The organism is Rossellomorea aquimaris (genome assembly GCF_001877785.1).
In the GTDB taxonomy this organism is placed as follows: domain Bacteria; phylum Bacillota; class Bacilli; order Bacillales; family Bacillaceae_B; genus Rossellomorea; species Rossellomorea aquimaris_A.
Genome location: NZ_MINN01000096.1, coordinates 345,621 through 368,353, shown reverse-complemented (window position 1 = coordinate 368,353; position 22,733 = coordinate 345,621). Strand labels below are relative to the sequence as shown.

17 protein-coding genes and 1 other annotated feature are annotated in these 22,733 nt (G+C 45.1%); of the genes, 9 read left to right on the top strand and 8 right to left on the bottom strand.

The features are described from left to right. Positions 1–114: 114 nt before the first annotated feature. From BHE18_RS14290 to BHE18_RS14280, 3 genes are read right to left on the bottom strand one after another with little or no spacing between them, the layout of a single operon-like run. Positions 115–1,290 (bottom strand): acetoin utilization protein AcuC, encoded by a 1,176-nt coding sequence (locus tag BHE18_RS14290; protein WP_071619331.1) that lies wholly within the window; start codon positions 1,288–1,290, stop codon positions 115–117. After that, positions 1,287–1,934, bottom strand: a complete 648-nt coding sequence (locus tag BHE18_RS14285) for an acetoin utilization AcuB family protein (RefSeq protein ID WP_071619211.1) — start codon at positions 1,932–1,934, stop codon at positions 1,287–1,289. Before BHE18_RS14285 ends, BHE18_RS14290 begins: the two co-directional genes overlap by 4 nt. A 31-nt stretch (positions 1,935–1,965) precedes the next feature. Continuing rightward, a complete protein-coding gene (locus BHE18_RS14280; RefSeq protein WP_071619210.1) occupies positions 1,966–2,598 on the bottom strand; it encodes a GNAT family N-acetyltransferase in 633 nt (210 codons plus the stop codon). Between the two features lie 266 nt (positions 2,599–2,864). Here BHE18_RS14280 and acsA point away from each other — a divergent pair, with 266 nt between their 5' ends. After that, complete coding sequence (acsA, locus tag BHE18_RS14275) at positions 2,865–4,583, top strand: acetate--CoA ligase (protein WP_071619209.1); 1,719 nt, start codon at positions 2,865–2,867, stop codon at positions 4,581–4,583. Between the two features lie 96 nt (positions 4,584–4,679). Here the strand turns inward: acsA and BHE18_RS14270 are convergent, their stop codons facing one another. Beyond that, positions 4,680–7,622 (bottom strand): transglycosylase domain-containing protein, encoded by a 2,943-nt coding sequence (locus BHE18_RS14270; RefSeq protein ID WP_071619208.1) that lies wholly within the window; start codon positions 7,620–7,622, stop codon positions 4,680–4,682. A gap of 179 nt (positions 7,623–7,801) precedes the next feature. Continuing rightward, positions 7,802–8,010, top strand: a binding site (T-box leader). 69 nt (positions 8,011–8,079) lie between these two features. On the opposite strand from BHE18_RS14270, the gene tyrS reads away from it, so the two are divergent. Next, positions 8,080–9,342, top strand: a complete 1,263-nt coding sequence (gene tyrS, locus BHE18_RS14265) for a tyrosine--tRNA ligase (RefSeq protein WP_071619330.1) — start codon at positions 8,080–8,082, stop codon at positions 9,340–9,342. Between the two features lie 390 nt (positions 9,343–9,732). On the opposite strand, the gene rpsD is transcribed toward tyrS, so the two are convergent. Beyond that, the gene (gene rpsD / locus BHE18_RS14260) at positions 9,733–10,335 is read right to left on the bottom strand and encodes a 30S ribosomal protein S4 (protein ID WP_071619207.1); all 603 of its coding nucleotides are present in this window, start codon (positions 10,333–10,335) and stop codon (positions 9,733–9,735) included. Between the two features lie 452 nt (positions 10,336–10,787). Between rpsD and BHE18_RS14255 the strand changes: the two genes are divergently transcribed. Continuing rightward, complete coding sequence (locus BHE18_RS14255; RefSeq protein ID WP_071619206.1) at positions 10,788–12,632, top strand: sensor domain-containing diguanylate cyclase; 1,845 nt, start codon at positions 10,788–10,790, stop codon at positions 12,630–12,632. A gap of 141 nt (positions 12,633–12,773) precedes the next feature. After that, the gene (megL, locus tag BHE18_RS14250; protein ID WP_071619205.1) at positions 12,774–13,976 is read left to right on the top strand and encodes a methionine gamma-lyase; all 1,203 of its coding nucleotides are present in this window, start codon (positions 12,774–12,776) and stop codon (positions 13,974–13,976) included. A 46-nt stretch (positions 13,977–14,022) separates the two neighbouring features. On the opposite strand, the gene BHE18_RS14245 is transcribed toward megL, so the two are convergent. Further along, positions 14,023–14,508, bottom strand: a complete 486-nt coding sequence (locus BHE18_RS14245) for a GAF domain-containing protein (protein ID WP_071619204.1) — start codon at positions 14,506–14,508, stop codon at positions 14,023–14,025. A 231-nt stretch (positions 14,509–14,739) separates the two neighbouring features. On the opposite strand from BHE18_RS14245, the gene refZ reads away from it, so the two are divergent. Next, positions 14,740–15,393, top strand: a complete 654-nt coding sequence (gene refZ, locus BHE18_RS14240) for a forespore capture DNA-binding protein RefZ (protein WP_071619203.1) — start codon at positions 14,740–14,742, stop codon at positions 15,391–15,393. Positions 15,394–15,451: 58 nt separating this feature from the next. Here refZ and hisJ read toward each other — a convergent pair whose 3' ends face one another. Further along, positions 15,452–16,246 carry a histidinol-phosphatase HisJ gene (gene hisJ / locus BHE18_RS14235; protein ID WP_071619202.1) on the bottom strand — a complete coding sequence of 265 codons (795 nt, stop codon included), beginning with the start codon at positions 16,244–16,246 and terminating at the stop codon, positions 15,452–15,454. 218 nt (positions 16,247–16,464) lie between these two features. On the opposite strand from hisJ, the gene ezrA reads away from it, so the two are divergent. Further along, positions 16,465–18,156: a septation ring formation regulator EzrA gene (ezrA, locus tag BHE18_RS14230; RefSeq protein WP_071619201.1), complete on the top strand. Its 1,692-nt coding sequence runs from the start codon at positions 16,465–16,467 to the stop codon at positions 18,154–18,156. A gap of 138 nt (positions 18,157–18,294) precedes the next feature. Here the strand turns inward: ezrA and brnQ are convergent, their stop codons facing one another. Continuing rightward, positions 18,295–19,632, bottom strand: a complete 1,338-nt coding sequence (gene brnQ, locus BHE18_RS14225) for a branched-chain amino acid transport system II carrier protein (RefSeq protein WP_071619200.1) — start codon at positions 19,630–19,632, stop codon at positions 18,295–18,297. Positions 19,633–19,944: 312 nt separating this feature from the next. On the opposite strand from brnQ, the gene BHE18_RS14220 reads away from it, so the two are divergent. From BHE18_RS14220 to BHE18_RS14210, 3 genes are all read left to right on the top strand, one after another. Continuing rightward, entirely contained in the window at positions 19,945–21,096 is a 1,152-nt protein-coding gene (locus BHE18_RS14220) for a cysteine desulfurase family protein (RefSeq protein ID WP_071619199.1), read from the top strand. Further along, positions 21,093–22,304: a tRNA uracil 4-sulfurtransferase ThiI gene (gene thiI, locus BHE18_RS14215; RefSeq protein ID WP_071619198.1), complete on the top strand. Its 1,212-nt coding sequence runs from the start codon at positions 21,093–21,095 to the stop codon at positions 22,302–22,304. The genes BHE18_RS14220 and thiI overlap by 4 nt, the downstream gene beginning before the upstream one ends. An 89-nt stretch (positions 22,305–22,393) precedes the next feature. Then, positions 22,394–22,597, top strand: a complete 204-nt coding sequence (locus BHE18_RS14210; protein WP_032087337.1) for an alpha/beta-type small acid-soluble spore protein — start codon at positions 22,394–22,396, stop codon at positions 22,595–22,597. Positions 22,598–22,733 lie beyond the last annotated feature (136 nt).

Sequence of the window (22,733 nt, the reverse complement as noted above, 5' to 3'; positions counted from 1 at the left end):
CCACTTCAGCAATGGCTGGGTGGTTTTTTCGTGCATGAAGATAAGCAGTGAAATCAATAAATACCAGGAAAGGCCCGCAGTCAGATGGAAAGACTGCGGGCCTTCAATTTTTCCTCAACTTCCCGGCTTCTGCCTAAGCTGCTGGCGGACGGGATACAGAGCTTTTTCAAGGGTATGCCTGTTCTTTTCTGTGATTTCACCTTTACGCGGGATAGGTGGATAGATATCGGGAGCGTCTGTCCATTCGGTCGGCAGCGGGACACCGGCTTTTCCTTTCCACCGATCAATCCAGGCAGCGGGGAATGTGCCGGCCGCTTCGGTGCGTCCTGTCATCTCAAGCCAGATCATGGACCAGGCCCTCGGCACGACACGCCAAATATCATAACCGCCGCCGCCAACTGCGATCCACTTGCCATCACAATATTTCTCTGCAAGTTCATGGGCGATGCGCGGTATTTCCCTGTAAATCTTCATCGTGGCAGACAAATGTGTCAACGGGTCGTAATAATGGGCATCGGCTCCATTTTGTGTCAGGATCACATCTGGTTTGAAATATTCAACAACCTCCATGAAGCTCGTTTCGTATGCTTCGATCCACGACTCATCCTCAGTGAAGGCATCCAGCGGGATATTGAACGAAAAACCGTATCCTTTTCCATGTCCGCGTTCATTGATATTGCCTGTACCCGGAAATAAATATCTCCCCGTTTCATGAATGGACAATGTGCAGACGTCAGGATCATCATAGAAAGACCATTGCACACCATCGCCATGATGGGCATCCGTATCGACGTAAAGCACTCTTGCCTTATACTTCTCCTGAAGATAACGAATGGCGACCGCACTGTCATTGTAAATACAGAAGCCGGATGCCTTTCCCTTGAAACCGTGGTGAAGTCCGCCCCCGAGATGGAGGGCATGTCTCGCTTTCCCGGTCATCACATAGTCCGCTGCTGTAAGTGTCCCTCCGACTAAGTAGGCGCTTGCCTCGTGCATCCCATCGAATATCGGGGTATCTTCAGTTCCGATTCCGTACCCTTCTGCCTGTTCTGGGGGGAGCTGGCCGACACTCGCCCTCTTGACAGCGTTTACATATCCCGGGTCGTGATTCAGAAATAATTCTTCATCGGTCGCCATTCTTGCGGGAACGATTTCTCCCTGGTCGAGGGCCTTGATTTCCTTCAATAAATCGATCGTCAGCGTCAACCGGGTCTGGTTGAAGGGATGCTGATCATTGAATCGGTACCCGAGGAGCTCGTCGGAATAGATAAATACTGCATCTTTCATCATGAAGACATTCCCGGCATATTTGGCCATAACACGTCATATCCTTCTTTCTTCAAATCTTCGATCACGTTCATCGGGTTCATCGTCCTGACCCGGAATACGAGAATTTTATAAGCTTCATCCTTTTTATCAGGATAGACAAGTACACTTAGAATATTGCTGTTGTGGCGTCGGATGATTCCGGCGACATCGTAGAGTATCCCTGCACGATGGGGTACTTTCACCTCGATCTGGGAACCTGGCTGATTCGCTCCGGTCAGCTGGATGAGCGTGTGGAGGAGATCGGTTTCCGTTATGATTCCGATCAATTTATTTTCACTCACAACCGGGAGGCAGCTGATATGATGCTCGTAGAATAACGCAGCGACCTCTTCCACGAAATCTAGGGGATGCCCGGTGATGACCTCGGTTTTCATAATCAGTCTGAGAGGTTTTTTCAGCTCTTCCTGAGAGGCTTCATCATCAAAAATAGAGGGGGTGCCGTCTTTTACATCGCGGTCGCTCACAATTCCGATCACTTCCGAATGATCATTGGTGATGGGAATGTGCTTGATTTTCTTTTCCCTCATTAAAAGAATGGCTGATTCGATCGTATCGTCCGGTTTTAAGGCAGCCACTTCCGTATTCATAATTTCTTCCACTATCATGTTTTTCCACCCCTTTTAGAAAACGAATAGATTAATACATAAAGCGATTCATGAAACGAAGCTGATCAAATTGCTGGACCGACTCCGAGTCGACCCTCTTCCCGATTCTCGCCATCAGGCAGTTGGCGGGATGTGAGCTTATTTCAGGATCATCAGTCGCGTAATATTCAAGTCCGCCCGCATTCATCATCTTCTCCATGATCTTGCGGTACTCCCAAACATTCAGACCTGTCCCTTTCAAGTCCCAATGCCAATAATACTCAGTCGTGATCACGATGAAATCTTCCATATGGTCATCCATCATCGATACTTTCAACAGATGCTTCCCGACAGAAGCACCGCGGAACTTCGGAATGACTTCAATCGCTCCAAGCTCGATCAAATTCTCCATTTTTCCTTGAGACCAGCGTTCGAGCGGATCGGGGTACAGATATGTAACATAGCCTACAATCGTATGATTTTCCCTTGCAATAATGATTCTTCCTTCAGGCAGGCCGGCAATTTCAACCAGCGCTTTATGCTGCTGGGCAGGAGGTCTGAATGCGACAAGATCTTCATGGAAATCTAGGCGCGCAAGCTCTTCTGCATGAATCGGCCCTTCAATGATCAAATTTCCTTTTGTTGTCTTTAACTCAGTTGCATTATAGGTTTTCTTCAATTTCATTTGGACACCACCTAAAGATATTCCTCTCAATCTATTATACATGAAATAGAAAAAAGTAGAGCGCTTTCACAAAATTTTCAGACGTTTGAAAGTATTTTTGAAGAGGGGAACATTATTGTAAAATACCTATAAATCAATGGTTTAGATGGTAGAAATCCTGTATTGATAGAGGATGTTCGATCCAACTGACTTTTTAAAAAATTGAGAAAAAATAATTTATATACTATAATAAGAATGTAAATTCTTACATAAGGGGGATTCGGAATATGAAAGTGGAAGCGTTACCAGTCACGAAGGGGAATTATAATCTGCAAAGCTATGAAGATACTTACAGTTCTTTTGATTGGAAAGAAGTAGAAAAAGAATTTTCATGGTATGAGACAGGACGGGTGAATCTGGCGTATGAAGCGATTGACCGTCATGCTGAATCGTTCAGAAAGAATAAAGTTGCCCTTTATTATCGGGATCCTGAACGTGATGAAAAATATACGTTCACAGATATGAAGAAATTATCCAATAAAGCAGGGAATGTGCTGAAACAATACGGTGATGTGGAAAAAGGCGACCGTGTGTTCATTTTTATGCCGCGCTCACCTGAATTGTACTTCTCCGTACTCGGAGCGGTTAAACTGGGTGCCATCGTAGGGCCGTTATTTGAAGCATTTATGGAAGGTGCTGTACGGGACCGCCTGGAGGACAGCGAAGCAAAGGTTCTGATTACGACTCCCGAGCTTCTCGAACGTGTTCCTGTAAGTGAACTGCCTCATCTAAAGCATGTGTTCCTGATCGGGGAAGACGTGAAGGAAGATGATGTCCACATTGATTTCAATGCGAAATTCAATGAAGCAAGTGACAAGCTGGAAATCGAATGGGTTGACCGGAACGACGGCTTGATCCTTCATTATACGTCAGGTTCTACCGGGAAGCCGAAGGGAGTGCTGCATGTTCATAACGCGATGCTCCAGCACTACCAGACGTCCAAATGGGTCCTTGACCTGCAGGAAGAAGATGTGTACTGGTGCACAGCTGATCCTGGCTGGGTGACAGGTACCTCATACGGTATCTTCGGACCGTGGCTGACGGGCGCGTCGAATGTGATCGTCGGAGGGCGTTTCAAGCCTGAAAATTGGTATAAGATGATTGAAGATTTTGGTGTGACTGTATGGTACAGCGCGCCGACCGCTTTCAGAATGCTGATGGGAGCAGGCGACGAAGTCGTGAAACAATTCGATTTGAGTTCCCTCCGTCACATCCTGAGCGTCGGAGAGCCCCTTAACCCTGAAGTGGTGCGCTGGGGAATGAAGGTCTTCAACCTGCGCATCCACGATACTTGGTGGATGACAGAAACCGGAGGTCAGTTGATCTGTAATTATCCTTGCCTGGAAATCAAGCCTGGATCAATGGGTAAACCATTCCCTGGAGTGAAGGCTGCGATCGTCGATGACCAGGGGAATGAGCTTCCTCCGAACAGGATGGGGAACCTGGCCATTGAAAAAGGCTGGCCGTCCATGATGAGCCAGATCTGGAACAACCCTCAAAAGTATGAGTCTTACTTCATGCCGGGTGACTGGTATGTATCAGGGGACTCTGCTTATATGGACGAAGAGGGCTATTTCTGGTTCCAGGGACGCGTTGATGATGTCATCATGACATCTGGTGAACGTGTCGGCCCGTTCGAAGTGGAAAGCAAGCTTGTGGAGCATCCTGCCGTTGCAGAAGCAGGCGTCATCGGCAAGCCGGACCCTGTACGCGGAGAAATCATCAAAGCTTTCATCGCGCTTCGTGACGGTTATGAAGTGACTGACGAGCTGAAAGAAGAAATACGCCAGTTTGTTAAAAAAGGATTGGCCGCACATGCAGCACCGCGTGAAATCGAATTCCGTGAAAAACTTCCAAAAACAAGGAGCGGGAAGATCATGCGCCGTGTCTTGAAAGCATGGGAGCTTGATCTGCCTACCGGTGATTTGAGCACGATGGAAGACTGATAGATTTATATAAAACCCCCGCCTTGTTTCAAGGCGGGGGTTTTATGCGTATAAAAAAACGAGCACAATTTCTGTGCTCGTTTTTCCTTTTTCATTTTAGCCTTCTTCAGGCGGGGCTGGTGGTTCAGCCGGAGGTTCCGTCCCTCCATCATCATCGCCGCCACCGTCTCCAGATCCGCCGCCGTCATCTGCGGGAGGCGGATCATCTGGTTTATCCGGTTTTGGAGGCTTTGGATCAGTCGGTTTGTCACCGCTTGGCGGTTTAGGGTCTTCTTTCGGCTTTTCAGGTTTTTCTTGGGCCTTCCCTATTTGAACCGTGTTGGAAGGGGAAGATTCTTTACCTGCCACGTCGACTGCCTTGACGAAATATTGCCCGTTTCCAACTGAAACGGAGTAGCTTCCGCCTGATTTGACGCTTCCTGCTTTACTTCCGGATTTAGAATATACGCGGTAGCCGACGACATCACCGCTCCCGGAAGGTGTCCATGTAATTTTATTTCCATTTACGGATGCCTTCACTGTACCCGGTGCTGCACCGTCGTCAGAGATCTTATTCTCTGCGATCAACACATTCTTGAATCGCTCATCATCCTCAGGGATGAGTTTTGAAGCATCCCCAGGCACTTTACCGAAGATGTTCTTCACGAAATCAGGGTTTAGGATGACACCTGGCTGTGAAAATTCTTCTGGTGTATTAGGAAGTGCCAGATATTTCTTTCCGTTGACCATTACGTAACGGCTCATGAGCAAGCTGTCATCCGTTTTGGTCGGTACGAATTTAGCATTGAAGAGGTCACTCTTGACCAGCCCGGCTTTCGTACATGCTTCTGAAGGAAGCAATCCCGAGATTGAACAGAATGAACGGCGCACGATTCCGCCCGGCTCTTTAAAGGAACCTTGAGGGTCGATCAGTTCAGGGGCAAGGTCCCGCGTATCATTCAAGAGATATGACCAGAGACGGATGTTCCTTAATCCGTAATGGCCGTACTGTGCCCGTGAAGCAGCCGTGTTCAAATCAGACGGTGTATCATATCCGAACCAGGTACCAAAGGTGATGCTCGGATTGGATGCGACAAACCAGTGGTCCTTATAGTCCTGTGATGTACCTGATTTCCCTGCCCAGTCGGAAGAGAAATTCAGGAACGTCTTCGCATAGCGTCCGGTTCCGGCATAGTGATTAAGCGTATCCCTCATCATATCGAGTGTCAGGTAAGCTGTCTGAGGGCTGTATACGTCCACAGGTTTTGATTTATGTTCAAATACCACATTGCCATCCTGATCGACGATCTTATCGATCATATATGCATCGACAAATTTACCTCCGTTGGCAAAGGTCGCATACGCATTGATATTTTCCTCAACGGTCACGCCCTGGGTGGTTGCTCCGAGTGCAAGGGATAAGTTATTATCCACACGGCCCAATCTGGAGAAATCCATTTTCATCAGGAATTCGTTGAATGGATTTCTGTCATAAATATTTGTATACGTCCTGACTGCGGTCAAGTTCAAAGACTCAGCCAGTGCCAGTCTGGCAGGATATAATCCGCGCTCGTTCAATGAATAGTTCTGAGGGGTCCATCCGTTGATGTTTAGTTCTACATCCGGTATCGGAGATCCCGGTGAGATATAGCCATATTCCAAGGCTGGCGCATAGGCAAGCAGCGGCTTCATAGTCGAACCGTTCGAGCGGTAGGATGAAGTGGCGTGGTTCAACTGCTCCTTTTCAAAATCCCGGCCGCCGATGAAACTTATGATTCTGCCAGTCTTATTTTCTATCATGATGGCACCGACCTGGACAGGTTCTTCCACTGTAACTTCTTTCTTTGTTTCAGGGTCAGTGGTTGTGACTGTCTTTGATGGTCCGTACATATTATAAGCATCTTTCGTCTTTTGCATTTGATCATAGATTTTTTTATCGATGGTTGAATGGATCTCATAACCGCTCTGGCGGACATTCCGGTCTGCCAGTGTATGATACTTATCTTTCAATTCATCGTTATTCTCAAGATCCTGCTTTGAAATACCGTCTTTCTCTGCGAGGACCTCCGTCATGATATTGATGGCCCTGCTTTCAAGTTCTGCTGTCAGCCAAGGATATTTTTCATTTGGTGAAGCTTTTCTTTTGATGAAATCCTTTGAGAGGTCGTAAGCGGCAGCATCTTCATACTCTTTGTCCGTGATATAGCCTTCCCTGTGCATACGGTAGAGCACGGTCATCATTCGTGTTAGGCCTGGCTCAAGGTTTTCTTTAAGCTCTCCGTTATTCTTGAACGGAGTGTAGCTGAATGGAGCCTGAGGCAAACCGGCAATGAATGCCGACTGTGGAAGGTTTAAATCTTTTGCATCTACGCCGAAGATTCCCTGGGCGGCAGATTGGACACCGCCGATATTACGGCCGGATGAGTTTCTTCCCAATGTGGCAACGTTGAGATAGGCTTCAAGTATTTCATCTTTTTCAAAGAATCTTTCAAGCCGCAGCGCGAGAAGGATTTCCTTTGCTTTTCTTTCAAAGGAGACTTCATTCGTGAGGATTTGATTCTTGATGAGCTGCTGTGTGAGCGTACTTCCGCCGGATTGAGTGGAAGAATTGGTGAATTCCTGCAGCACTGCACGCATGATGGCTTTGGGAACCACTCCGTTATGCTCTTTAAAATACTCATCTTCAGTGGCGATGACAGCGTTTCTCAAATACTCCGAGACATTTTCAAGCTTTACCTCTTCGCGTTCGAGGTCCGTCCTGAGCTTTCCAAGATACACATCGTCAGCGAAATACAACTGAGAGGTTTCTTCATAATTGTAGATATCCTTTTTCATTTGGTCGTAAGAGCGGATCGGCTCTTCCTTGACCAGTGATGCGAAATAACCGGCACCCACGCCTCCTGCGAAAGCCGTGCCGAGGACCACGACGACAATGGTGATCAGTGAAAGGTTCCAAAATACTCCGTATGTAATTCGTGCTCGTTTTTGAACCCTGGTATTTTTAAAGAACCTGATGACAGGATCTAATTTTTCAAGTAATTTGTTCCATGTTTCTCTCATATTTTCATTCCCCCTAGAACATTCCTATTATAGCATATCCGAGAGAATACTGTCGTAAAAAGTCAAACAAAAAGGCATTTAGATACAAAAAAAATCTTGACTTTATTGACTATTATCATGCATTATGGTAAAAACCTAATATAGTCAGTATTGATTTTCAATTCATTTGACATATAAACCATACCGCAATGATAGGACCCGAGTAGTTTGCATTCCCTGTTATCCAGAGAGTCAGTGGCCGCTGAAAACTGACACAAAATGCAGATGAATTACATCCTTGAGCTTTTGCTGTGAACCCTTAGTAGCAGCAAACGGTCAAAGCCGTTATCTTTATGAGTGAAGGATGTATTCCTTAATTTGGGTGGTACCGCGCGACAGCGTCCCTGCATATATGCAGGGACTTTTTTGTTTTAAGCGGAATCAGGTGGATGGAAAAGAAGAAGGAGGAAGATTGGACATGGAATTATTGAAGGATTTAGAATGGCGTGGAATCACGTACCAGCAAACAGACGCTGAGGGGTTGAAGGACCTTTTAGATAAAGAAAGCATTTCGATCTACTGCGGAATCGATCCGACTGCAGACAGTATGCACATCGGTCACTTACTGCCCTTCCTTACTCTCCGCCGTTTTCAAAATGAAGGGCACCGGCCGTTGGTTTTGGTCGGAGGGGCAACGGGTCTCATCGGCGATCCGAGCGGTAAAAACGAAGAGCGTAAACTTCAGACTATCGATGCGATAAGGCACAACGCGGCAAGCATCAAGAATCAGCTGGAAAGCATCTTCGATTTTGAAGGTGAAAACGGAGCGGTCATGGTGAATAACTACGACTGGATCGGTGCGATGGATGTCGTGACATTCCTGAGAGACTTTGGTAAACATGTCGGTGTCAACTACATGCTGGCAAAGGATACGATTTCATCCCGTCTGGAATCAGGGATCTCATTCACCGAGTTCACATACACGATTCTTCAGGCGCTTGATTTCAATCACCTGTATGACAACTACAACTGCAAGCTGCAGATCGGCGGAAGCGACCAGTGGGGGAATATCACGACAGGTCTTGAGCTGATCCGCAGAACGCATGAAGAAGAAACAAAGGCATTCGGTTTCACGATTCCTCTTGTAACGAAAGCTGACGGAACGAAATTCGGTAAAACGGAAAGCGGAGCGATTTGGCTGGATCCAGAGAAAACGTCTCCTTACGAGTTCTACCAGTTCTGGATTAACACGGCTGATGCCGATGTAGTGAAATACCTGAAATACTTTACATTCCTTTCCCATGAGGAAATCGGGTCACTTGCGGGATCTGTTGAAACGGAACCTCATTTACGCAAGGCACAAAAAGCACTGGCTGAGGAAATGACAAAAATGATTCATGGTGAAGATGCGTTGGAACAGGCGATTCGTATTACCGAAGCTCTATTCAGCGGCGACATCAAATCATTATCCGCTTCTGAAATTCTGGAAGGTTTCAAGGATGTTCCTTCATTTGAACAGCCGAAAGCAGAAGAGGTTGGACTTGTCGATTTGATTGTCAATGCAAAAATCTCGCCATCGAAGCGTCAGGCACGCGAGGACATCGGCAACGGTGCCATCTACATCAACGGTGAACGTGTGACAGATCTTCAGCACGTGATGGGTGAGAAGGACATGATTGACGGACAGTTCACAATCATCCGCCGGGGTAAGAAGAAGTACTTTAAGGTTCAGTACGTGTAAAAATAATGATTTGAATGGACAGCGTGATCCCTGTTTTGGGGGATTGCGCTGTTTTTTGTATGAAATCGGCTGCTGGCAGGCGGATTTTAGATGATTGTGAAGTGGAGGAAGCTTGATTTTGATAAAAAAGTAGAGTCATCAATGGAGAAATGGGAGGGAATAAGGGGGATATAACTTTATTAATATTTATTGCGCCGAATTCTAAATAATTGCGCCTCTTTCAAGATAATTAAGCCACTTTTTTCATAATTGAGCAACTTGTCGAATTTTCATCACCGCCAGGGTCTCGCGTGCCACCCCAAACCGGAATTCCTGGGGAAGTGAATCCCCTTGTCAAAAGAACAAAAAAAACCCTGTCCCATAAAGGACAGAGTTTCTTCTTCACAAAGATTAACGAGAGTAGAACTCAACGATAAGAGCTTCGTTAATTTCAGCTGGTAATTCAGAACGCTCAGGAACGCGAGTGAAAGTACCTTCAAGCTTGTCAGCATCGAAAGTCAAGAATTCAGGAACAAAGCTGTTCACTTCAAGAGCTTCTTTGATGATGTCAAGGTTGCGTGACTTTTCACGAACTGAGATTGTTTGTCCAGGTTGTACGCGGAAAGATGGGATATCTACGCGAGATCCATTAACCGTAACATGACCGTGGTTAACAAGCTGACGAGCTTGACGGCGAGTACGCGCAAGACCTAAACGATAAACAACGTTATCAAGACGTGATTCAAGTAAAGCCATGAAGTTTTCACCGTGTTTACCTTGTAATTTGCCAGCTTGGTCAAATAGGTTACGGAATTGACGTTCAGTTACTCCATACATGTGACGAAGTTTTTGCTTTTCTTGAAGTTGTAAACCATATTCAGAGATTTTTTTGCGTTGGTTAGGACCATGAGGACCTGGAGCGTAAGGACGCTTTTCTAATTCTTTACCCGTACCGCTTAGAGAGATTCCAAGACGACGAGATAATTTCCAACTTGGACCAGTATAACGAGCCATGAGAGACTCCTCCTTTATTGTTTTTATTTTGTTGTAAAATAAAAACACCTGTGAATTAACAATTATGTGTATTTTGTTTTCATGTACCTTCGCCCTAGCAGCAGAGGGTTACAAGATACACCTCAACATAAGAGGAACAAAATACAAGCATAAAGGACTTCACTGAAGCTGCATTATTTTACACAAAGAATATTATATGATGTCTGATAATAGAAGTCAAGCAAGTATTTCAGATTCGTACAAAATGCACCCTGCGCTAAAGAAAAACTATTCCTTTCTTTTCAAAATAAAACTTCTCTTTCCCCGCATCCGTCTAACTAAATGATACCATTATTTATGTGCAGAATATCTACCTGAATATTGAATATATTTGCATTCATACGTTTAATCGTATGCTATAATAATGTGTGGAAAATCATAGATTCACAAACCTTCAGGGTACGGGTGAGAAAATGACCAAATCAGCTGATCGCTTACATATTTATAAATCTAAATTATTCGATCTTATTCATGACGACACGTCCATCAATCTTCAGCAAACAGACCAGGTTCAAAGATGGCTCCGGCTGTTGAAGGAGAGTCCGGGGATCGAGAAAGCTTTCTTATACCATTGCAGGAATAATGAGTATTGCCTGCAAGGAAGCACAGAAGAGCAAATCTTGCCCGGGACGTTAAGAAAAGATATCATCGGGACATCTTTCAAGGATGGCCTTTATTTTATTGAGGGCTGCAGGGACTCTCTTTTTCATTCCTGCTTTCAATTCAGAATCGATACCGAAGAGACTTGCGTGCTGCTCATTCAGCATTCGGACAGGCAGTCAATCGAGGAGGACTGGCTTTCAGCATTTTGGAAAGCGAGTGATCAGTTCCTGAGACTCTCGTGGAATATCCAGAATATATATGAAGAAGAAAGGCGATACCGGGAATTATTCAAAGTGACTGAGTTTTTTCATTCTAACAGGGATGTTCAGACGTTGTTGGTGCAAATCATCGAAACGCTCGGGGAGGTTTTTCCGGAGGATCAGTTCCGCCTGCTCCTTTCCAATGACCGCTATGATTTCGGGTCTTTGCCTATAAGGTCTTTTGAGTTTGAAAAGGCGAACCCTTTTGCCATGCAGGCGTTTGTAAACGGAAGTATCGAGCTGGATGAGGAAATTTCCATGCTTTATGCTCCGTTAAGGGGGAAACAGGGTATTTATGGCGTGCTTGAAGTCGGCACCGCTGCTCATATGCTGTTCGACGAGCAGAAAATCGAATTCATCAAATTACTTGCCTATACGGCCGGAAGTGCGCTTGAGAATGCCAAGCTGTACGAGCAGTCGAAACGTTTGATCAGTGACCTGCAGCTTATCAATGAAACTTCCCATCAGCTTAATTTGGAGTTTCGTTTGTCTGATACACTGCTATTTTTGAAGAAACAGATAGAGCGTTCTTTTCAGCCGAGTGCCATCGGATTTTTGTTAAATGAAACGGATGAATCCGTTATCCTGGAACAAAGCTCTCCATTATTTTTCACGGGTGAAGGTAAAAAATATATTTCCTATGTAAACGAGCGCATCAACAAGGAACGAGACTCGATATTCCTGGGAGATGTGAGTGACCGGATTGATGATCCGAGTTATTTGTCGCTGATGGCGGTGCCGATGACACAAAATGAAGAACTGATCGGTTTCTGTGTCGTCCTTCACCAGGATCCCTATATGTTTTCATTTGATATGTACAAACTTCTGCAATCGTTCATCCATCATTCCGCGCTTGCCATAACGAATGCAACGCTGAGGGAAGAACTTGAACATATGGTCATCACCGACCATATGACGAAACTGTATGCCCGCCATTATCTTGATGGAAAAATGGAATCGGCGATGAAAGAAGATGAACAAGGCACGCTCCTTCTGATCGATATCGATGACTTTAAAGCGGTGAATGATAGTTACGGGCATGGGGTCGGAGATGAGGTCCTGATCCAGACAGCCGCCTTTATTAAGGAAGTTGTGGGTGAGAATGGTTCTGCCGCCCGCTGGGGAGGAGAAGAAATGGCTGTGTATCTCCCCTATGTCGAAAGGGATGAAGGATATGCGATTGCTGAAGCCATAGTGGAAACGGTCTCCTGCAGAACAGAGCCGGCCGTGACGCTTTCATGCGGTCTTTCTTCGTGGGTGAAAGGCGATGAACGCTGTCCGTCATCGGTAAAAGAGTTAGTCAAGAAAGCGGATGAGGCACTTTATATAGCAAAAAATCATGGTAAGAATCAGGTTGTGGAGGACCTCGACGCCCGACTCCTGATAAAACCATGATAGAAGTATACGGCTGCTCTTTTTTGGCGGGCGTATACTTTAACACGTTAATGTAAACGCTTTCTTTTTCAGCTGGATTATCATATTCTAGAATAGAAGAGTGAGAGATCTTAGAGGGAACAAAAGTGGGAGGAATACTTGATGAAAGATGAAAAACATTTTGAAACACGTGTGATCCATGAGGGGTACGATTCTTCCAGACATTTTGATAGTCTGGCGCCCCCTTTGTATCAAACGTCAACTTATACGTTCGCCAATGCAAAGCAGGGGGAAAACCGATTTGCAGGGGAAGAGGAAGGGTATATCTATTCAAGACTCGGCAATCCGACGGTGGGCATCCTTGAAGAAAGAATGGCATCGCTTGAAGGCGGAGAAGCAGCACTTGCTTTCGGTTCTGGGATGGCTGCCGTTTCAGCAGTCCTTTTTTCCTTGACCAAATCAGGGGATCATATCCTTTGTTCTCAAGGAGTGTATGGCTGTACCTTCGGCCTTCTGCAATTATTGGACGAGAAATTTGCGATCGGCCATGACTTTTCCGCCATGGACTCAGAAGAAGAGATCAGGGCAAAGATCAAAGACAATACATCCTGCATTTACGTGGAAACTCCGATCAACCCGACGATGCAGCTGATCGATTTACAAATGGTGGCGAGGGTGGCCCGTGAAAAGGGGATTCCGGTCGTTGTGGACAACACTTTCTGTTCGCCTTATCTTCAGAGGCCTCTTGAACTCGGCTGCGATATCGTGATTCACAGTGCGACGAAGTATATAGGAGGGCATGGTGATGTCATCGCCGGTATTGTGGTCGGTTCACAGGAGAAAATGGCTGAAATCCGAATGACTACCCAAAAGGATATCGGCGGGATCATTTCCCCATTCGATGCATGGCTGTTGTTAAGAGGATTGAAGACGCTTGCGGTGAGGCTTGACCGCCACTGTGAAAGTGCAGATAAACTCGCCGGACTGCTTGCTACGCATCCTGCAGTGGAACAGGTGATTTATCCGGGGCGTGCCGATCATCCACAGCATGAAATCATGAAGAAACAGATGAAAAAACCAGGGGGAATGATTTCTTTCACCTTAAAAGGATCGAAGGAAGACGCCCAAGCGTTCATGGATGATTTGGGTATGATCAAGATTGCGGTCAGCCTGGGGGATGCAGAGACGTTGATTCAACATCCGGCAACAATGACACATGCGGTCGTCCCGGAAGAGGCAAGAGTGAAAATGGGGATCAATGATACCCTCCTCAGACTTTCTGTCGGACTTGAATCCTCGGATGATATTTGGGATGATCTTGAACAGGCTTTGAACAAAGTTAAATTCCCAAGTGATGTCATGTAAAAAAAGAAGCGTGCGGACTCCGCACGCTTCTTTTTTTGCTTAGTGACTACAGGTGTTTTAATAATTCTTCTGTGAATGCTTCCAAGTACTGCTTGTCTTCTTCGTCAAAACGGGATTTTTCAGGACTGTCGATGTCCAGCACCCCGATTAGATTTCCATCTTTGACAAGAGGGATGACGATTTCAGATTGAGAAGCGGCGTCACATGCGATATGGCCGGGAAAGCTGTGGACGTCTTCCACGACAAATGTTTTTCTTTCACTGGCTGAAGTTCCGCACACCCCTCGTCCCAACGGGATCCGCACACATGCAGGGAGGCCCTGGAACGGTCCAAGGACAAGCTGGCTGCTTTCCTGTTCGAATAAATAAAATCCGACCCAATTAATACGATCTAAAAATTGATTCAACAGGGCTGAGGCGTTGCTCAGGTTGGCAATCTTATTCGGTTCATCTTCGAGCAGGGCACGTAATTGTTTCGTTACGAGTCCATATTTATCTTTTTTCGAACCTTGATATTTTTCTGCTTGAAACATCATCATTTCCCCCATTTCTACAAAATCAGTGGAATTCCCTGCAGCATCGCATCCTCAGTGGAAAAACTGTCGAGAAATACTTAAAGGAATTCTTACTATAAAAGCGAAATCATTGTTATACAATATGTGAAAACTCTATTAGACCATTTTTAGCATACTTTCAATAAAGCTTCAATAGATTCGATTCAGTCCACTCGGGGGAAATCTAAAAGAAGAGAAAAGAGGGAGAATATGAAAAAGGGACAAACCTCTACTTCGCCAAAGGAAGCCATTTTTCAAGCAGCTGTTTCATTATTCTATGACCACGGCTATGACGGGACGTCTGTAAGGGATATCGCAGGGAGGGCCAAGGTTAATCCTTCAACAATCTCTTATTATTTCAAAGGAAAGCAGGGTCTGCTTGAGGCATGTTTTACCCACTTCTTCGAACAATATCTTCATTTCCTGCAGGAAGAGGTGGATGCTCTTAAATATATCCGCGCAGACTTATGTCTGAAGCGTGCTGTCTTCAAAGTACTAAAATTCCAAAGTGAAAATCATCAATTATCCCGTTTCATTTGGAGGGAGGTTTCGATTGACTCGCAGATTGTGAGGGAAATCATTTCGTCTTACCTCATGAAAGAAAGATTTTATTTGAAAAGCCTTTTTGAGCAGGGGATGGTGGACCGGTCTTTTAAAAAACAGCCGATCAGCTTCCTTGTCATACAGTTGAAGTCAATGTTGACGATGCCGTTCTTAAACAGCCAGCAATTGCGGGAAGTATGGCAGATGTTTCCGCAGGAATATTATTTTGTAGATCAGTATTATCAAAATATCGATCAGTGGATCAACCTCCTGATGACGTCCGAAGGTTCATCGGGTTTCACAAAAGAACTCATCATTTAAGTATAGATAGAAAGAGATTGTCAGGAGGAGTATCCGGGCAATCTCTTTTTGCTGCCCATTACAGCTTCATGGCATGTCTTCCCTGGCCGATGCCGGCTGCGGAGTGGGCATCGGATCCGTACACGGTTTTAATCCCAAGTTTCCGTGCTTGTTCAATGACTTCCTCCGGGGGATAGGACTCACCGCAATGGGGCTTGATGACACCTGCGCCGTTGTAATCGAGTTCAAGCCCTCTTGATGCTGCGGCCTCCAGGATCCACTGTATTTCCTTGTTGAACGGACTTGATGCGTGATAGAGTTTCTGAAACTTTTTAACAAGGGTGATATGGCCGATCCGTTTCGGCTTGAAGGGGCCGAGGTCGGCTTCGATCGATTTCAGGACTGTCCTGTAGTAATGCCGGTAAATTTCGTCCGCGGAACCGTAAAGTCCGATCATTTCCTGAAATACATCAGGACTGAAGTCAAGGCAGTCCCATTTATTTTTATAATGTAAGAAATGGACCGAGAGGATGCTGTCATCCAGTCTCCCGCCCCACTTGTTGAGGATATCGGCTGTTTCATCCTCGAAGCCTTCAATATAATCCACTTCCAGGCCGGAAAGGATGGTAATCCGGTGTTTATATGTCTCTTTCAATTCTTCCAGGGTTTCGAAGTATAAAGGGACATCGTCTTCAGCCATTCCGCTGTCCTGATCTGGAGTTGTATCCACAAAGCCCCGGGGGAGCGGCGCGTGCTCAGTGAACGTCAGCTGTGAATAGCGGAGGGCGATGGCCCTTTCTATATATTCATGAAATGAATCCATGCTTCCGTGCGGGCAGAAAGGAGTATGGATATGTCCGTCGACTTTTTTCATCAGAAAACACTTCCTTCATCCAAAATCAGCTGTATTTTTCTGTGAATCTCTCACTATTTTTAGAGAAAACACTAAATTTTAACTTTTACAGTTGAAAAAATAGAATTTATTAGTCAAAAAATGTCGTTCTCATGGTATCATTATAACAATGAGAATTTATTAATGAAACTTTCAAATTGATATAGATGTCTACTGAATAGTTGAACAGGGGGCTTAAGATGCAATATGTCATCGCTGGAATCATACTAATCTTGATTTTATTCCTAATTGGAGTCTTATCCAGAAAGAAATATTATGCGGAAATTGACCGGTACGAAGCATGGAAGGTGGATATCATGAACCGGCCTATTCCGGAAGAACTGTCAAAAGTCAAACAGCTGAACATGACTGGGCAGACGGAGCAGCTTTTCGAAGGCTGGAGACAAGGTTGGGACGAAATCGTGGCTGTCGAGCTTCCTGATATTGAAGAACTTCTGTTCGATGCAGAAGAATACACAGATAAGTTCCGTTACAGGAAGACTAGGGAGACACTGGCGAAAATCGATGAAGTCCTGACTAAAACAGAAGCCAAAATAGATAAGATTTTGGAAGAATTGAACGAACTCGTCGGCAGTGAAGAAAAGAACAGGGAAGAAATTGAACTATTACAAGAAGAATATATCAGCAGCAAGAAACAGCTGCTGGCATATCGTCATACATATGGCCAGGCCGCTAAGAAAATCGAAGCAGTACTGGACAAGCTTGCTAAAGAAATCGAGGAATTCAAAGCACTGACAGACCAGGGGAATTATCTGGATGCACGTGAAATCGTATTGAACCTGGGCCAGGAAATGAAGGCGATCGCCTACAAGATGGAAAGCATCCCTAAACTGACAGCGGACTGCGAGAATATCCTTCCTTCACAGCTGTACGAACTGGAAGCGGGATATGTTGAAATGAAGGAACAGGGCTACGTTCTCGAACATGTGGAAGTTGATAAAGAAGTCAAAGAACTGAATGAAACGCTGGCCGCTTTCAAAGGCCGTCTTCAATCACTAGAAGTGGAAGAAGTTGAGCAGGGTCTGCAGGAAATCAAAAGTAAAATAGAAATGCTCTATGATTCACTGGAAAAAGAAGTACATGCCAGACACTTTGTGCTTCAATATAAAGATGAAACGACCGAAGGCCTAATAAAGGCAAAAGAAGAGAATGATGATATTCAATATGAAGTGAATGTAGTGCAGCAAGGGTATCATTTACATGAATCCGATCTCAAGGCACCCCAGGAACTTCAGAAGAAGATCATCCAATTATCGAAGCGCCATGAATTGATTATTGAAAAAGTAGAAAGCAATAAGACTGCGTACACATCGTTGAGTGAAGAGCTGAAGGAAATCAGGAGCGGCCTTGAAGTCCTGATTGGTGAACAATCGGAATTTGCCGTCTTCCTTCAGAATCTGCGAAAAGATGAATTGACGACACGCGAAAAAATTGCGGAACTCAAGAAAAAGACCGCAGAAGCAAGCAGGATGATCGCCAAAAGCAATGTGCCGGGCCTCCCTGCAGATTATGATGAGCTTCTGACTGAAGTCCACCGAAAGATTGAGCAGGTGAACGCAAGCCTGACAGAAAAACCATTGAATATGAAGTTCATTCAGGAAACGCTGTTAGAAGCAGCCGGCACTGTCGATCATTTCTATTCAAAAACGCAGGATCTGATAGAAAACGTCCTGCTTTCAGAAAAAATCATTCAATACGGTAACCGCTACAGAAGCCGCTACAACTCCGTTCGAGAAGGACTGCAGGCAGCGGAAGAAGCGTTCAGGCAATATGATTATCGTAAAGCGCTGGAAGAAGCGGCCACAACGATTGAAAAAGTGGAGCCGGGTGCCATGAAAAAAATCGAAAAGATGATCAATATCGAAGAATAGAATGAAAGAAGCCAGTATCCTTTTATATAAGGTTTGCTGGCTTTCGTTTTATCTAATTCGAATATGCAGCGATGCAGAAAAAATAAAGAGACCTTTGAAGAAGATCACTCTTCTCTTCAAAGGTCTTTTTCAATGGTATTAAGCTTCAATAATGCGTTTAGAGGCTCCTGCCATATTGGCTATGACAAAGCCGATGACTGCTCCTGCCAATGCGGGTAGTAGCCAGCCGATCCCTTCAGCGTAGAAAGGAAGAAAGTTCAAGGAATTGCTCACTGCACTTACATTCATACCAGCTGTCTTCAGGCCGTCGACCAAGCTGATAAGGCCGGTAGCCACCAAGGCGAAAACATAGACCATGGAGTAGCCGTTGAACCAATTATGCATGAATGAAAGAACGATCAATACGATTGCCAAAGGATAAATAGTGATGAGCACCGGCAATGAAACGGCAATCAGCTGAGTCAACCCGATGTTGGCAATCAGCATGCTGAAAGCAGAAAGGATGATGACAAGTTTTCCATAAGATACAGGTAAGATCTTTGAAAAATATTGGGCACATGCCGATACCAATCCGACGGATGTAGTGATGCAGGCAAACGTGATCGCAAGTCCAAGGATCACAGCACCCAAAGAGCCGAATAAGTGATTTGCAGATGCCGAGAGAATAGCGCCCCCATTGGCCTGGACCCCGATTGAGTCCGTACTCGTCGCTCCAATATAGCTGAGTGACAGATATACAAGGGCAAGTCCCGTCGCAGCGATGAGGCCGGCAATGATCGTGATCCTGGTCAGTGATGATTTATTGGTAATCCCGCGGTCCTTTATCGCGTTGATTACGACGATACCAAATACAAGAGCCGCAATGGTATCCATTGTCAGATAGCCTTCAATGAATCCTTTGAAGAGCGGACCTTCCTGATATGCCGGATTCGGTTCTCCAAAGCTTCCCATAGGTGTTGCGATACTTTTTACAATCAATACAGTAAGAATGATCAGCAGGGAAGGAGTCAAAATCTTCCCGATTCTGTCAACTAGCTTGGAAGGATTCATCGCAAGCCAGGCTGTCAGAGCAAAAAAGATGACAGAATAAATAAGAAGGGAAACCCCATATTTTGCTGCATCTTCAGGTAAAAAAGGAATAATGCCGATTTCGTATGCAACTGTACCGGTTCTAGGGATTCCAAAAAATGGTCCGATTGCAAGGTACATGATAATGGTGAAAATCAATCCGAAAACTGGATGGACCCGGTTTGCCAGTGTTTGAAGGTCGCCTCCGGATTTAGCGATCGCGATTACTCCCATCAAAGGGAGTCCCACCCCGGTGATCAAAAAGCCGATGATCCCCGTCCATACATGATCACCGGCCTGCTGGCCGAGGAATGGCGGAAAAATCATATTTCCGGCTCCGAGGAAAAGAGCGAAAAGCATTAGACCTACAGTTAATACACCGCCGGATGACAGCGCTTTCTCGTTCATATATACCCCTCCGTTTGTAAACGTTATCATGAGCAAAACTATCTTATCACATTCATGTAGAAAAATGTCGAATAACTAAATAGTCTTGCAATTTAGTATATTTAAATAATTAATCGGGTTTATCACCTAAATGATTGTCGCAAATTTCGACAAAGTTATCAATGGTTATTTTTATAAAATATTAAAAATTTCAACGTTTTTATTAAATATTATTATTGTCTAAATAATATCGGGGAATTTTCGATTTCATTTGGGTTCAAATGATTTTGTGATAATATTAATGATTGGATAGAACTAAAGAAGGTGTATAACATGATCTATTTCGATAACGCAGCAACCACCAAGCCTTTTCCGGAAGTATTGGATGCCTTTTTGAAGGTAAATGACATTTACTATGCAAACCCTTCTTCCATTCATTCGTTTGGCGGCCGGGTGGAAAAATTAATTTCTACGTCAAGGAAGCAGATTGCCTCCATCTTGAATATCAACGATAAAGAAGTCATTTTTACTTCCGGAGGAACTGAATCAAATAACCTGGCGATCAAAGGGGCTGCCCTCCTATACAGGAACCGAGGGAAACATATTATCACAACCAAAATCGAACACCCCTCTGTTTCCAATACAATGAAGCAATTGGAATCAATCGGGTACTCAGTGACCTGCCTGGATGTAAATGAAGCGGGAGTGGTCGACCCTGAAGATGTTGAAAAAGCGATCCGGCCCGATACGATCCTCGTTTCAATCATGCATGTAAATAACGAAGTGGGTTCAGTCCAGCCGGTCAAAAAGATTGGTTCCTTATTGAAAAAACATTCCAAGATTCTTTTTCATGTAGACGGTGTCCAGGCGTTCGGGAAAATTCCGGTCTCATTACTGGATCACCATATCGATTTATACAGTATCTCCGCGCATAAAATCCACGGCCTGAAGGGAGCGGGGATGCTTTATGTAAGAGACGGTGTCATCCTTTCCCCTATTCTTTCCGGAGGAGAGCAGGAAGGGAACATAAGAAGCGGTACAGAGAATACGGGAGGCATCGTTTCTTTTTCGAAGGCGATGAGGCTATATCAGGAAGAAAGCCGGGACAGCTTAAATGAAATGAAGGATATTCAACGGTATTTACGGGTACAACTGGAGAAAATGCGCGGAGTGACTGTCCATACCCCTCATGCGGGGAGTGCCCCTCATATTCTTAACTTTTCCATTGAAGATTTCAAGAGTGAGGTAGTCGTCCACGCCCTTGATCAGCATGAGATATACGTCTCCACTACGAGTGCCTGCTCTTCCAAGAAAAGCAAGCCGAGTCAGACACTTCTGACGATGGGAGTGGGTGAGAACCTGGCAGACCGGGCGATACGCGTAAGTTTGTCCTTTCAAAATACAATGCAAGAAGCTGAGCGGTTCGTCAGGATTCTGAAACAAGAAACAGCCCAATTAGAGAAAATAATGAGGAGATCGAGATGAAATATAATCGAATTTTAGTCAGATACGGTGAAATTTCCACAAAAGGAAGAAACCGCAAAAAGTTCACGTCAAAACTCAGGGAGAACATTATCCAGGCTTTAAAGGATTTTCCGGGGGTATCCGTGTCTGCAAGCCGAGACCGCCTGCATATCCTTTTGGGTGAAGAAAATGGGGATGAGATCATCCCGCGCCTGCAAAAGATTTTCGGCATTCAATCATTCAGTCCTGTTGTGAAGGTGGAACGTGATATTGAGGAAATCTGCAAAGCGGGAGCTGCATTGGTGCATAAAAGCTTTGAACCAGGGAAGACATTTAAGGTGTCGGCGCGACGTGCAGATAAACATTTTCCATTGGAGACCAATGAAATCAACTATGAAGTGGGTTCATACATTCTGAGGAACACGGAAGGATTGACCGTCGATGTCAAAAATCCGGATATAAAATTAAATGTAGAAGTCAGAAAAGAAGGAGTTTACCTCTCTTCTGAGATTTACCCCGGATCAACGGGTATGCCGGTCGGTGCCAGCGGAAAAGCTATGCTGATGTTGTCAGGGGGAATTGACAGTCCCGTTGCAGGATACTTGACCATGAAGCGCGGTGTGGAAATCGAAGCGGTCCATTTTTACAGCCCGCCGTTCACAAGTGAGCGTGCAAAGCAGAAAGTGATCGATCTTTCTAAGAAACTCTCTGCTTTTTCCGGCAGCATTAAATTACATGTCGTGCCTTTCACGAAAATCCAGCAGACGATTCACGATCAAGTACCTGAGAACTATACAATGACCTCAACGAGAAGAATGATGCTGAAGATAGCGGACAAAATCCGCCAGCAGAACGAAGGCCTTGCTTTGATCACGGGTGAAAGCCTCGGGCAGGTGGCGAGTCAGACGCTTGAAAGCATGCAGGCGATCAATGACGTCACGAATACCCCGGTCCTGAGACCGCTCGTCGCCATGGATAAACTTGAAATAATTGATATCGCCCAAAGAATCGATACTCATGATATTTCAATTCTGCCATATGAGGATTGCTGTACGATCTTTACACCGCCGGCACCTAAAACAAGGCCCAAAAAAGAAAAGGTACAGTACTATGAGAGCTTTGTTGATTTTGATCAGCTCATCCTTGAGGCGGTCAAAGAAACAGAGACGACCACCATCCATGGAGGGGCAGAATCAGACCTCGAAGAAAGCTTTGATGACCTCCTTTAAATAGGAACATTTACCAGTGAATTTCGTTGCATGAAGCCATGTGTTTTCGCGCAATCTATACTCAACAAGCAACGAGGAGGTGAAAACACATGGCAAACAGAAGTTCTAACCAACTAGTAGCTCCAGGAGCTCAACAAGCTCTTGACCAAATGAAATACGAAATCGCTTCTGAATTCGGAGTTCAACTTGGTGCTGATGCAACTGCACGCGCTAACGGTTCTGTAGGTGGTGAAATCACTAAGCGTTTAGTCCAAATGGCTGAACAACAAATCGGTGGCGGATACCAAAAATAATTAAATACAATGGCTACAAGGAGCGGGGCCGACCCGCTCCTTTTAATTTTGTTTAAATGACTTGAAATGCCGCTATTGATTTCCGTGCAAGACTACGCTTTCCGCGGGCGGTTGGTGAGCCTCCTCGGCTTCGCCT

Bases quoted from the DNA above. Each gene is read 5' to 3' on its own strand.
- acsA (WP_071619209.1), top strand. From the start codon at position 2,865: ATGAAAGTGGAAGCGTTACCAGTCACGAAGGGGAATTATAATCTGCAA.
- rpsD (WP_071619207.1), bottom strand. From the start codon at position 10,335: ATGGCTCGTTATACTGGTCCAAGTTGGAAATTATCTCGTCGTCTTGGA.
- refZ (WP_071619203.1), top strand. From the start codon at position 14,740: ATGAAAAAGGGACAAACCTCTACTTCGCCAAAGGAAGCCATTTTTCAA.
- BHE18_RS14280 (WP_071619210.1), bottom strand. From the start codon at position 2,598: ATGAAATTGAAGAAAACCTATAATGCAACTGAGTTAAAGACAACAAAA.
- BHE18_RS14290 (WP_071619331.1), bottom strand. From the start codon at position 1,290: ATGATGAAAGATGCAGTATTTATCTATTCCGACGAGCTCCTCGGGTAC.
- BHE18_RS14255 (WP_071619206.1), top strand. From the start codon at position 10,788: ATGACCAAATCAGCTGATCGCTTACATATTTATAAATCTAAATTATTC.
- hisJ (WP_071619202.1), bottom strand. From the start codon at position 16,246: ATGAAAAAAGTCGACGGACATATCCATACTCCTTTCTGCCCGCACGGA.
- thiI (WP_071619198.1), top strand. From the start codon at position 21,093: ATGAAATATAATCGAATTTTAGTCAGATACGGTGAAATTTCCACAAAA.
- ezrA (WP_071619201.1), top strand. From the start codon at position 16,465: ATGCAATATGTCATCGCTGGAATCATACTAATCTTGATTTTATTCCTA.
- tyrS (WP_071619330.1), top strand. From the start codon at position 8,080: ATGGAATTATTGAAGGATTTAGAATGGCGTGGAATCACGTACCAGCAA.
- BHE18_RS14245 (WP_071619204.1), bottom strand. From the start codon at position 14,508: ATGTTTCAAGCAGAAAAATATCAAGGTTCGAAAAAAGATAAATATGGA.
- BHE18_RS14210 (WP_032087337.1), top strand. From the start codon at position 22,394: ATGGCAAACAGAAGTTCTAACCAACTAGTAGCTCCAGGAGCTCAACAA.
- BHE18_RS14270 (WP_071619208.1), bottom strand. From the start codon at position 7,622: ATGAGAGAAACATGGAACAAATTACTTGAAAAATTAGATCCTGTCATC.
- megL (WP_071619205.1), top strand. From the start codon at position 12,774: ATGAAAGATGAAAAACATTTTGAAACACGTGTGATCCATGAGGGGTAC.
- BHE18_RS14220 (WP_071619199.1), top strand. From the start codon at position 19,945: ATGATCTATTTCGATAACGCAGCAACCACCAAGCCTTTTCCGGAAGTA.
- brnQ (WP_071619200.1), bottom strand. From the start codon at position 19,632: ATGAACGAGAAAGCGCTGTCATCCGGCGGTGTATTAACTGTAGGTCTA.
- BHE18_RS14285 (WP_071619211.1), bottom strand. From the start codon at position 1,934: ATGATAGTGGAAGAAATTATGAATACGGAAGTGGCTGCCTTAAAACCG.